The organism is Thermoanaerobaculia bacterium (assembly GCA_035260525.1).
In the GTDB taxonomy this organism is placed as follows: Bacteria; Acidobacteriota; Thermoanaerobaculia; order UBA5066; family DATFVB01; genus DATFVB01.
This window is the reverse complement of sequence record DATFVB010000207.1, coordinates 1-11,185: the sequence shown is the minus strand read 5'-3', so window position 1 is coordinate 11,185 and position 11,185 is coordinate 1. Positions and strand designations below refer to the sequence as shown.

At 66.9% G+C, this 11,185-nt stretch carries 11 protein-coding genes; 9 read left to right on the top strand and 2 right to left on the bottom strand.

What is annotated here, in order from left to right; genetic code table 11:
• Positions 1–621: 621 nt before the first annotated feature.
• The 8 genes from VKH46_10660 (at position 622) to VKH46_10625 (ending at position 7,554) form a co-directional block, all read left to right on the top strand.
• Positions 622–1,281, top strand: a complete 660-nt coding sequence (locus tag VKH46_10660) for a deoxynucleoside kinase (GenBank protein HKB71294.1) — start codon at positions 622–624, stop codon at positions 1,279–1,281.
• A gap of 82 nt (positions 1,282–1,363) precedes the next feature.
• Positions 1,364–2,203, top strand: coding sequence for a 3-methyl-2-oxobutanoate hydroxymethyltransferase (gene panB / locus VKH46_10655; GenBank protein HKB71293.1), 840 nt, complete (start codon positions 1,364–1,366; stop codon positions 2,201–2,203).
• 16 nt (positions 2,204–2,219) lie between these two features.
• Complete coding sequence (gene panC / locus VKH46_10650) at positions 2,220–3,068, top strand: pantoate--beta-alanine ligase (GenBank protein HKB71292.1); 849 nt, start codon at positions 2,220–2,222, stop codon at positions 3,066–3,068.
• Positions 3,065–3,445, top strand: coding sequence for an aspartate 1-decarboxylase (gene panD, locus VKH46_10645; protein HKB71291.1), 381 nt, complete (start codon positions 3,065–3,067; stop codon positions 3,443–3,445). The genes panC and panD overlap by 4 nt, the downstream gene beginning before the upstream one ends.
• Positions 3,442–4,254, top strand: coding sequence for a thiazole synthase (locus VKH46_10640; protein HKB71290.1), 813 nt, complete (start codon positions 3,442–3,444; stop codon positions 4,252–4,254). The genes panD and VKH46_10640 overlap by 4 nt, the downstream gene beginning before the upstream one ends.
• A 363-nt stretch (positions 4,255–4,617) precedes the next feature.
• Entirely contained in the window at positions 4,618–4,920 is a 303-nt protein-coding gene (locus VKH46_10635) for a zinc-ribbon domain containing protein (GenBank protein ID HKB71289.1), read from the top strand.
• A gap of 541 nt (positions 4,921–5,461) precedes the next feature.
• Positions 5,462–6,388: a cysteine synthase family protein gene (locus VKH46_10630; GenBank protein ID HKB71288.1), complete on the top strand. Its 927-nt coding sequence runs from the start codon at positions 5,462–5,464 to the stop codon at positions 6,386–6,388.
• Entirely contained in the window at positions 6,385–7,554 is a 1,170-nt protein-coding gene (locus VKH46_10625) for a PLP-dependent aspartate aminotransferase family protein (GenBank protein HKB71287.1), read from the top strand. Before VKH46_10630 ends, VKH46_10625 begins: the two co-directional genes overlap by 4 nt.
• Here VKH46_10625 and cutA read toward each other — a convergent pair.
• Positions 7,516–7,944, bottom strand: a complete 429-nt coding sequence (gene cutA, locus VKH46_10620) for a divalent-cation tolerance protein CutA (protein ID HKB71286.1) — start codon at positions 7,942–7,944, stop codon at positions 7,516–7,518. The genes VKH46_10625 and cutA overlap by 39 nt on opposite strands.
• Positions 7,945–8,489: 545 nt before the next feature.
• Between cutA and trpS the strand changes: the two genes are divergently transcribed.
• Positions 8,490–9,452 (top strand): tryptophan--tRNA ligase, encoded by a 963-nt coding sequence (trpS, locus tag VKH46_10615; protein HKB71285.1) that lies wholly within the window; start codon positions 8,490–8,492, stop codon positions 9,450–9,452.
• Positions 9,453–9,540: 88 nt separating this feature from the next.
• Here the strand turns inward: trpS and VKH46_10610 are convergent, their stop codons facing one another.
• Positions 9,541–10,740 (bottom strand): IS256 family transposase, encoded by a 1,200-nt coding sequence (locus VKH46_10610; GenBank protein ID HKB71284.1) that lies wholly within the window; start codon positions 10,738–10,740, stop codon positions 9,541–9,543.
• Positions 10,741–11,185: the final 445 nt, after the last annotated feature.

Sequence of the window (11,185 nt, the reverse complement as noted above, 5' to 3'; positions counted from 1 at the left end):
GCTCGACGTACGTTCTGTGTACGCCTTCACCGCCGGCGGCCGACCCGCATCCCGGCGGGCTCGCGTCTCGCCGCGCCTCGCCGTTGTGGTCAACTGAACCTCGAAGTCGGCAATCGCACCGGGAGGTCGGGCGCGGACCATTCGGGCTGCTATACGCGTCCGTGCGCCCGCCGCCGGGCGCAACGTACGCCCCGGTACGCCTTACCCGCCGGCGAGTGCCCCGAACGCGTCTTTCAACCCGTCTGGCCGCGCCTCGATCTGGGTCATGACTGATTTGTCCCGGCCGGGCGCGTGCCGCCCGCCGGCGGCTCGACGTACGTTCTGTGTACGCCTTCACCGCCAGCGGCCGACCCGCATCCCGGCGGGCTCGCGTCTGGCCGCGCCTCGCCGTTGTGGTCAACTGAACCTCGACGTCGGCAATCGCACCGGGAGGTCGGGCGCGGCGTTCCCGGGCTTGTCATCCTGAGGAGCAAAGCGACGAAGGATCTGCCCTGGGGTTACGGGGCAGATCAGCCTTCCTTCTCCCGGCGGGAGAAGGTGCCGGCGCAAGCCGGCGGATGAGGGAGCTCGGCGAGCGTCGCGAAACCGGGCCGGCCGATCCGGGATAAAATCTCTTCCATCGTGACCACTTCCCCCAGAACCGAGCTCCCCCTCCACCACATCGCGATCGACGGGCCGATCGGCGTCGGGAAGACCTCCCTCGTCGAGCTCCTCGCCAAGCGATTCCAGGGGGTGAAGGTTCTCGAGGACATCGACAACCCGTTTCTCCCCGACTTCTACAAGAACCGGAAGGGAGCGGCCTTCCAGACGCAGCTCTTTTTCCTCCTCTCGCGGTACCAGCAGCAGCGCGAGATCGCCCAGATCGACCTCTTCTCCGGGCTCGTGGTGGCCGACTACACGTTCCCGAAGGACAAGATCTTCGCGTGCCTGAACCTCGACGACTCGGAGCTCCTGATCTACGACAAGCTCTACAACCTGCTGTCCGAGAGCGTCCCGAAGCCGGACCTCGTCATCTACCTGCAGGGATCGCTCGAGACGTGCCTGAAGCGCGTCAAGAAGCGGAACCTGGGATACGAGAAGTCGATCTCGGTCGACTACCTGCGGCAGCTGATCGAGGCCTACAACTACTACTTCTACCACTACGAGGAGACGCCGCTCCTCGTCGTCGACACCAACGAGATCGACTTCGTCACCCGGCCGGAGCATTTCGACGACCTCGTGGAGCAGATCAAGAAGATCAAAAAGGGCGTACAATATTACGTTCCGATCGGATCCCGATAGGCGGGACCGAGACGGAGGACATTTTTCACGAGCCCTTTTCGGCGGCCACCCTCGGGGGCCGACCGAAGGCCGAGGAGCGAACGTGAAGACAGCGGAAACGCCGGTTTCCATTCCGGAGCTCGTCTCCCGCAAAGGGAAAGAGAAAATCGCCGTGCTCACGGCGTACGACGCGCCGTCGGCGCGCCTTCTCGACGCGGCGGGGATCGACGTCCTGCTCGTCGGCGACTCGGTCGAGATGGCGGTCTACGGCCGCTCTTCGACCCTGACGGCGAGCCTCGACGCGCTCGTGCGGCATGCCTCGGCCGTGTCGGGCGCCGCCCGGCGCGCGCTCGTCGTCGGCGACATGCCTTTCCTCTCCTACCAGGCGAGCCCGGCCGAGGCCGTCAGGAACGCGGGGCGGTTCCTCGCCGAGGGGGGCTGCGGGGCGGTCAAGCTCGAAGGGGGCCGGCGCGTCCTTCCCTCGGTCGAGGCGATCCTCGCCGCCGACATCCCCGTCATGGGCCACGTCGGGATGACGCCGCAGTCCTTCCGGAAGTTCGGCGGCTTCCGGGTCCAGGGGAAGACGGCGGGCGCCGCCGAGGACATCCTGGAGGACGCGAAGGCGCTCGCCGAGGCCGGGTGCTTCTCGATCGTGCTCGAGTGCGTGCCCGACGCGCTCGCCGCGCGCATCACGGAGTCGATCCCGGTCCCGACGATCGGGATCGGCGCCGGCCCGCACTGCGACGGCCAGGTGCTCGTCTACCACGACCTGCTCGGGCTTTCGGGCGACTTCCGGCCGAAGTTCGTCCGGCGCTACGCGGACCTCGCGCCCGTGATCGAGGACGCCGCGCGGCGCTATCTCGAGGACGTCAAGTCGGGCGCTTTCCCGTCGCGCGAGGAGACGTTCGTCCCCGACGCGCCGCCGCTCCGGCGGGTGTACTGAGGCGCCGGAGAACACCGTGTTCGTTACCTCCTCGATCCCGGAGCTCCGCTCGGCGCTCTCTTCCCGCCGCGCGCTCGGGCCGGTCGGCTTCGTGCCGACGATGGGCGCCCTCCACGAAGGACATCTGTCGCTCGTGCGGCGCGCGCGCGAGGAGGCGGCGACCGTCGTCGTCTCGATCTTCGTCAACCCGCTGCAGTTTTCCCCGTCGGAAGACTTCACGAAGTACCCGCGGACGCTCGAGGCCGACCTCGATCGGCTCCGGCACGAAGGGGTCGACGCCGTGTTCCGGCCGGATGCGGCGGAGTTCTATCCTCCCGGCTTCGCGACGGCCGTGACGGTCTCGGGAGTCTCGGAGGGCGAGGAAGGCGCCGCTCGCCCCGGTCACTTCACCGGAGTCGCGACCGTCGTCGCCAAGCTCTTCCACGTCGTCCTCCCCGACGTGGCCGTCTTCGGGCGCAAGGACCTCCAGCAGGCGGCGGTCGTGCGGAAGATGATCGAGGATCTCGACTTTCCGATCCGTCTGATCGTGGCGCCGATCTCCCGCGAGGACGACGGCCTGGCGCGCTCCTCGCGCAACGCCTATCTCTCGCCCGAGGAACGCCGGCGGGCGGCCGCGTTCCCGCGCGTCCTCTTCTCGACCGCGGAGCGGATCGCGTCCGGGGAGCCGGTCGCCGCCGCCGAGGCGAAGGGGCGGCGGGAGCTCGAAGAGGCGGGATTCTCGGTCGACTACGCGGAGGTCGTCGATCCTTCGACGATGCGCCGCGTCGCCGGGCCGGTCGCGGGAGCGGCGCTCGCCGCCGCCGTCCGGCTCGGGAAGATCCGATTGCTCGACAACGTTTTACTGGAAGGACAAGGACAGCGATGAAGAAGGAAGTTCTGCGGGGAAAGATCCACCGCGCCACGGTGACGCAGGCGGAGGTGGATTACGAAGGGTCGATCGGCATCGACGCGGCGCTCCTCGAGGCGGCGGCGATCGAGCCGTACGACCGGGTCGAGGTGTACGACGTGACGCGGGGCTCGCGGTTTTCGACCTACGCGATCGAGGCGCCGGAAGGGTCGGGAACGATCTCGGTCAACGGCGCCGCGGCGCGCCTGGTCGAGCCGGGGGATCTCGTGATCATCGCCGCGTACGGAACCGTCGAGGTCGGGGAGCCAAGACCCGCGCCCGCGCTCGTCTTCGTGGATCGAAAGAACGCGGTCTCCGAGATCAAGGTCCGCGAGCTCCAGGGGGTGTCGGCGTGACCGCCGCATCGGCGCCGGCCGCCGCGAGCCGGACGCGAGAAGACACGTTCGGCCTCGGCGGCCGGGAGTTCCGGTCGCGGCTGATCGTCGGGACGGGGAAGTACGCGTCTTTCCCGCTGATGAAGGAAGCGCTCGCCGCGTCGGGATCGGAGATCGTCACCGTGGCCGTCCGGCGGGTCAACCTGACGGACCGCTCGAAGGAGTCCCTGCTCGACTGGCTGCCCGACGGGATGACGATCCTGCCGAACACGGCCGGCTGTTACACGGCCGACGACGCCGTCCGGACGGCGCGGCTCGGGCGGGAGGTCGGGCTTTCCGACTGGGTGAAGCTCGAGGTCCTGGGCGACGAGCAGACCCTCTACCCCGACAACGACGAGCTGCTCAAGGCGACGCGGACGCTCGTCGCCGAGGGATTCACCGTCTTCCCCTACACGTCGGACGATCCGATCGTCTGCCGGAAGCTCGAGGACGCGGGGGCGGCGGCCGTGATGCCGCTCGGCGCCCCGATCGGCTCCGGACTCGGGATCCAGAACGCGAACAACATCTCGATCATCCTGGAAAAGGCGTCCGTCCCCGTGATCGTCGACGCGGGAGTCGGCACCGCGTCCGACGCGTGTCTGGCCATGGAGCTCGGCGTCGCGGCGGTCCTGATGAACACGGGAATTGCCGGCGCCGCCGATCCCGTCCGCATGGCCGGGGCGATGCGAGCCGCCGTGGAGGCGGGTCGCGACGCGTTCCGGGCCGGACGGATCCCGAAGAAACGGTATGCGACGGCCTCCTCTCCGGTCGAGGGAGTTCCGGGTAAGTAGCTGAATCGAATCGGTTTCATTGACCGTCCGCCTCGCGGCGCGGCAGGGGCGGGCTTTTTTGTTGCGCCTCCTGCCATTGTCTGCTACTGTCCGGCTGTCGAATAGCTAACCGAGCCAGTGCCACAACCGTGTATCGCCCGATCGATTTCCGTCCTGAACAGTGAACGGCCCTCTTGCGCGCTCGGCGCGGCTATGTCTTTGAAAGGGGGTCGGTCGCAGTAGAAATGCATGGGGCCCGGGATCGCCCCGCCGACCTCGAATCGAGACGGTCAATCTTCCCCTTCCGGCGCGTGGCGCCGGGTTGCTTCTAAAATTTAACGTTTTTTGGGGATCACGAATCCCCGGGAGTCACGAAGAGTCACCATGAACCAGTTTACGGACAAAAACCTCACCTGCGTGGATTGCGGCGCGACGTTCCTTTTCTCGGCCGACGACCAGGAGTTCTACGCCCGCAAGGGTTTCACCAACGAGCCGAAGCGGTGCAAAGTGTGCCGCGACAAGCGCAAGACCGCCGGAGGGGACTCCCGCGAGCGCACGCTTTACACGGTCACGTGCGACGCGTGCGGGAAGCAGACCCAGGTGCCGTTCAACCCGACCAACGGGAAGCCGGTCTACTGCCGCGACTGCTACCAGTCGCGCCGCCAGCCGCAATCCCAGGCGTACTGAGCACTTCCTTTTTTCTGATCCGGAGGAGGGGGCCGAACGGCCCCCTCTTTTTTTTCCGGCGCGCTGTCCCGCGAGCCGGCTCGGGGGCGCAAGCGCGGGGCGGCGAATCGAGCGACCTGAGCCTTTCGCTCGCGGCTGCCATCCCTTCGGTCGCAGCCGTCATCCTGAGTCCTTCGCACGCGGCCGTCATCCTGAGCGCCGCGGCCTGCCGCGCCGAAGCCTTGGCGAAGGCGGGAAGGATCTACTCCTGGCTCGCTCAAGGGTAAATTCCGCGAAGGATCTGCTCCCGGCGGGGTAGATTCTTCGTCGCTTCGCTCCTCAGAATGACAAAGTCGGCTTTCATCGCCCATCGGCGAGATCCCATCTCATCGGCTATTGCGAGGCGCGCAGCGGCGAAGCAGTCTCCACACCGTTCCTCGATTCGGAGATGGCTTCGCTTGGCTCGCAATGACGGGGGATGGCGAGTGAGACAGGACGCGTCGGAGTACTCGAGCCGGATCTTTCGCTTTTCCGGCCCCCCTGCTACGATTCCGTCCGCCCCATGACGACCGCCATCGCTTCGCGCACGTGTGATTCCCTGATCGATCTCGTCGGCAACACGCCGATGCTGAGGCTGTCGAGGTTCGCGCCGGGGCTCGACGTTCGCGCCAAGCTCGAGTACCTGAATCCCGCCGGCAGCGTGAAGGACCGGATCGCCAGGGCGATGGTCGAGGACGCCGAGCGGCGCGGGGTGTTGAAGCCGGGCGCCGCGATCGTCGAGCCGACCTCCGGAAACACCGGGGTCGGACTCGCGATGGTCGCGGCCGCGAAGGGCTACGAGGCGATCTTCGTCGTGCCGGAAGGCTACGCGCACATGAAGTGCAAGGTGATGCAGGGGCTCGGCGCCACCGTCGTCCGCACCGACGCGGCGAAGGGGATGAAGGGCGCGATCGCGAAGGCCGAAGAGATCGTCGCATCGCGGCCCGGTTCTTACATGCCGCAGCAGTTCAAGAACCCGGTCAACCCGCGCGCCCATTACGACACGACCGGCCCCGAGATCGAGGAGCAGTGCGACGGAAAGATCGACGCGCTGGTGGTCGGCGTCGGCTCCACGGGAACTTTCATCGGCTGCGCCCGGTATCTCGGAGAGCGCCATCCCGGGCTGATGCGCGTCGCCGTCGAGCCCCAGGGCTCGATCCTGCAGGGAGGCGAGCCGGGTCACCACGAGGTCGAAGGGGTCGGCCTGTCGTTCCTCCCGGAGATCCTCGACCGGAGTCTCATCGACGAGGCGATCATGATTTCCGACGACGAGGCGTTCGCCGCCTGCCGCGAGCTCGGCCGGACCGAAGGGCTCCTCGTCGGCGGATCATCGGGCGCCAACGCCGCCGCGGCCCGGCGGATCGCCCGACGCCTGGGGCTTGGGAAGACGGTCGTGACGCTCTTCCCCGACGGCGCCGAACGCTACCCGGGACAGGGAGTCCTCGAGTGACGGGCTTCTCGACCGACGCGATCCACGCGGGAAACGAGCCGGATCCCACGACGGGCGCCGTCTCGGTCCCGATCTACCAGACGTCGACCTACGTCCAGCCGGAGCTCGGCCGCCACAAGGGATACGAGTACGCCCGCACGGGAAACCCGACGCGGCGCGCCCTCGAGGAGAACCTCGCGGCGCTCGAGCGGGGCGCGGCCTCGCGCTGCTTCGCGTCGGGGATGGCCGCGATCTCGGCGGTCGCGACGTTCGCGAAAGCGGGGGAGCACGTCGTCGTCTCCGACAACACCTACGGCGGGACGTTCCGGCTCTACAACCGGATCCTCTCGCACATGGGGGTGGAATTCTCCTTCGTCGACACGCGCGATCCGGGCAACGTCCTCCGCGCGCTCCGGAAAAACACGCGGTTCATCCATCTCGAGACCCCGACGAACCCGATGATGTCGCTCTGCGACATCGCCGCGATCGTCGAGGTCGCGAAAGGGAAGCCCGCGAAAATCGCGAAAGACGGCAGGGACATCCTCGTCGTCGTCGACAACACGTTCGCGACTCCGTATTTGCAGCGCCCGCTCGAGCTCGGGGCCGACATCGTCGTCCACTCGACGACGAAGTTCTTGAACGGCCATTCCGACTCGGTCGGAGGCGCCGCGATCTCGAAGACGAAGGAGCTCGACGAGTGGCTCGGCTTCGTGCAGAACTCCGCCGGCGCGATCCTCTCCCCCTTCGATTCCTGGCTCGTGCTGAGGGGCGTCAAGACGCTCGCCGTCCGGATGGACCGCCACGAGGCGAACGGGCGCGCGGTCGCGGCCTTCCTCGAAAAGCATCCGAAGGTTCGGAAGGTCTTCTATCCCGGCCTCGCCTCGCACCCGCAGCACGACCTCGCGAAGCGTCAGATGCGCGGCTTCGGCGCGCTCATCTCGTTCGACGTCGGAAGCTACGCCCACGCCAAGGCGCTGCTGGACACCGTGAAGATCTGCTCGTTAGGGGAGAGCCTGGGAGGAGTCGAGACGCTCATCTGCCACCCGGCGACGATGACGCACGCGTCGGTGCCGGAGGAGGACCGGGGCAAGCTCGGCATCACGCCGGGGCTGGTCCGGATCTCCGTGGGGATCGAGGACGAAGAGGACTTACTTTCGGATCTCGGCCGCGCGCTGTCGGCGTTTTGACGGCTTCTTCGCGGCCGTCTTGCCCGCCCGGGGCGCCGCCGCCGCTTTCTTCTTCCGGCCCCGCTTCTCCTCGACCCCGTCGACGATCCACTGGCAGAAGCGGGCGTCGGCATTGCGGATCGAGAAAGAGAGGATCTCGGGCAGCTCGTAGGAGTTGATCTCCCGGATCGTCTCGGCGGCGTCGGGGAAGCGCTTGGCGATCGTCTTGATCACGAGGAGATATTCCGTGTCCTCGCAGACCTTCCCCTTCCACCGGTAGATCGACCGGAGCGAGGGGATCATGTTGACGCAGACCGCGTGCCGGCGGTGGACGAGCGCTTCCGCGATGTCGAGGCCCTGCTCTTCCGTGCCGACCGAGGTCAGGATTACGACGATGTCGTCTCCGCGCATAGGCTGACCTTAGAAGAAGGATGGTCTGAGGTCAAGATCACGCTGGTTTTCGGGCGCGCGATGCATCGAGCCGGGCGGGCGCGTGCCGTCCGCGAGACCCTGCGACATACGCCGCCGGTATGCCTCGGGATCTCGCGGGCCGCCCGCATCCCGCCGGGCTCGCGCCTCGCGCGCCCGATCTATGATTCGAGTGACCGCGATTTCCAGCTCGTTGGACCCCGCCTCTCCCCGCGGGAGACCTGTCGCGCCGTAGCCTCGGCGAAGGCGGAGGCCGCCCGCCGAAGCTCGCAAGAACGAAGGCGGGCGGGTGAGGGAGCTTGGATCCGGCTCCGTCATTGCGAGGGAGCGGCCTGCCGCGCCGACTCGTCCCGCCGAAGCCTCGGCGAAGGAGGAAGCCTTCTGGCGAAGGAGCGGAGCGACCGCGGCAATCTCCCTGTGGTGGCACATCGGCCCCGCCTCTCCCCGCGGGAGAGGCCGCCCCGCCGAAGCTCGCAAGAGCGAAGGCGGGCGGGTGAGGGAGCCGTCTGGTAATCTTGCCCACCGAAATGCGCATCCTGTCCGGCATCCAGCCCTCGGGCAAGCTGCACCTGGGCAATTACCTGGGCGCGCTCCGGCAGCACCTCGAGCTCCAGGAGAGCGGGGACGCCTTCTATTTCATCGCGGACTTGCACGCCCTGACGACCGTCAAGGACCCGGATCTGCTGCGCGAAAACGTCCGGGACGTCGCTCTCGACTACCTCGCGCTCGGCCTGGATCCGGCGAAGGCGGCCTTCTACAAGCAGTCCGACGTCCACGAGATCCCGGAGCTCTCGTGGCTGCTCACGACCGTGACGCCGATGGGGCTCCTGGAGCGCTGCACCTCGTACAAGGACAAGATCGCGCGGGGGCTCTCCCCGGACCACGGGCTCTTCTCCTATCCGGTGCTGATGGCGGCCGACATCCTGATCGTCGATGCCGACGTCGTCCCGGTCGGCAAGGACCAGAAGCAGCACGTCGAGGTCGCGCGCGACATCGCGGGGAGCTTCAACCATCTTTACGGCGAGGTCTTCAAGCTGCCCCAGGACCGGATTCTTCCCGAGGCGGGGGTCGTCCCGGGCATCGACGGCCAGAAGATGTCGAAGTCCTACGGCAACGACATCGGGATCTTCCTCGAGGGGAAGGCGCTGAAGGAGCGCGTCATGGCCATCGTCACCGACTCCGCTCCCGTCGAGGCGCCCAAGGACCCGGACGCGAACAACGTCTTCAATCTCGTCAAGCTCTTCGCGACGCCGGAAGAGACGGCCCAATGGCGCGCGCGTTTCACGGCCGGCGGCCTCAAGTATTCCGAGGTCAAGAAGCGGTTGATCGCGCTCCTCGACGAGCGGTTCGGACCGGCCCGCGAGCGCCGGAAGGATCTCCAGAAGAATCCTCGCTACGTCGACGGCGTCCTGCAGGACGGCGCCGCGAAGGCGCGCAAGATCGCGTCGGCGACGCTCGCCAGGGCGCGGAAGGCCTGCGGGATCGATTAGCGGGCGCGCCGATGCATCGAGCCGGCCGGGCGAGTTGTGTCTGTCAAGTTCTGCAAATTCGGTCGGGGGCTGGATCTCCGCATCGGGGTTAAGCCGCCGTCCTGATTCGTTCCTTCTTGAGTTCTCGGAGCGCCTCCATGTTGAGGTAGCGGATGGCTTCGATCCAGTGTTCATGCGTTTCCAGGGCCAGCGCCCGGATCAGGCGCAGACAACTTTTCTCGTTGGGAAAGATTCTCACCACATGGGTGCGGCGCTTGATCTCCTGGTTGAGGCGTTCGAGCATATTGGTGGACTTGATGTGCTTGTGGTGAGCCAAAGGGAACCGGTAGAAGGTCAGCGTTTCCTCGATGTTTTCCTCGACCCACAGGCAGAGCTTGGCATACTTGCCCTGCCATTTGCCCAGCCAGGACGCCAGGTCGGCCCGCGCCTCCCGGACGTCGCGGCGATCGTAGAGCCAGCGCAGCTCACGGAGGCAATCGTCGCCGCCCCGGCGCGGCAGGTAGTCCAGCGCGTTGCGGAGGAAATGCACGTAACAACGCTGCCAGGCGGAATCGGCAAAAACCTCCCGGATGGCGATCTTGAGGCCGGCGTGGTCGTCGGAAACCACGAGCTCGACGCCGCGTAGACCTCGATCCTTGAGCTTGAGCAGGAAGTCTTTCCAGCTGCTGCGGCTCTCGCGATTGGCCAGCTCGACGGCCAAAACACAGCGCCTCCCCTCGTTGTTGATCCCAATGGCGATCAGAACCGCCTGGGGGTCGATCGTCCCGTTGACCCGCACCCGCTCGTAGCGGGCGTCGAGAATCAGGTACGGGTAATCCTCCTCGAGCTTGCGCTGCGAAAACTGCTCCAGCTGCTCATCCAGTGTCTGATTGATCCGGCTGATGGCCGAAGCCGAGAATGCGTGCCCGCACAGCTCTTCGGTGATCGCCTTGACCTTGCGCGTGGAGACGCCCTGGACGTACATCTCGGCCAGAGCCGAAAACAGCGCCTTCTCGCTGCGCTGGTAACGCTCGAACAGCTCGGTCGAAAACCGCCCGTCCCGGTCCTGCGGTATCCGAAGCTCCATTGTCCCCACCCGCGTCGTGAGGTATCTCTCGTAGTAGCCGCTCCGATACCCCACCCTCAGAGCCGTGCGCTCTCCCTTGCGCGCCCCCACCGCCTCGTCCATCTCTTGCTCGAGAACCTCTTGCAAAACTTCCTTCACCACCGACCGGAAAAAATCTCCGTCTCCTCCCAGCAACTCCTTCCAATCCCTCGCCGTTGCCTTACTCTTCTGCCTCGGGGCCATCGATCTCCTCCTTATGGTTCTTGTTTGGTCGCAAAAACCTTATCGGAGATCCTTCGGCCCCCCTCTTTTGCAGAACTTTCGGCACACTACCAAGCCGGCGCGCCTCCTCCGTCCCGCGACCTTCGCCGGCTGCGCGATCATCTCCACAGTCGCGCGCACGCTCGTGCGCGCCTCCGCCAAAGACCCCTTGGCGAGCGTCTGCCCGAAGGTCGCGAGCTCCCGTCGCGAGCGGCGCGGGTGGCGCGGCACGACTCCCGCCGAGGATCCGGCCGCCGCGCACGGTCCTGCAGCCCCTCCGCAGCGTGCGCCGGTCGGTCCCGGCGGGGCGCGCCGCGACAGGACCCGCGATCCCGCTCGCCTCCTCCGTCCCGCAACCTTCGCCGGCTGCGCGAACTACAACCCGATCTCTTCCGCGACGGGCTTCAGCGCTTCGATGAGGAACGCG

What these genes read in the sequence shown, in the direction of transcription:
- panD (HKB71291.1), top strand. Translation starts at nt 3,065, where the DNA reads ATGAAGAAGGAAGTTCTGCGGGGAAAGATCCACCGCGCCACGGTGACG.
- VKH46_10635 (HKB71289.1), top strand. Translation starts at nt 4,618, where the DNA reads ATGAACCAGTTTACGGACAAAAACCTCACCTGCGTGGATTGCGGCGCG.
- VKH46_10630 (HKB71288.1), top strand. Translation starts at nt 5,462, where the DNA reads ATGACGACCGCCATCGCTTCGCGCACGTGTGATTCCCTGATCGATCTC.
- cutA (HKB71286.1), bottom strand. Translation starts at nt 7,944, where the DNA reads ATGCGCGGAGACGACATCGTCGTAATCCTGACCTCGGTCGGCACGGAA.
- trpS (HKB71285.1), top strand. Translation starts at nt 8,490, where the DNA reads ATGCGCATCCTGTCCGGCATCCAGCCCTCGGGCAAGCTGCACCTGGGC.
- VKH46_10610 (HKB71284.1), bottom strand. Translation starts at nt 10,740, where the DNA reads ATGGCCCCGAGGCAGAAGAGTAAGGCAACGGCGAGGGATTGGAAGGAG.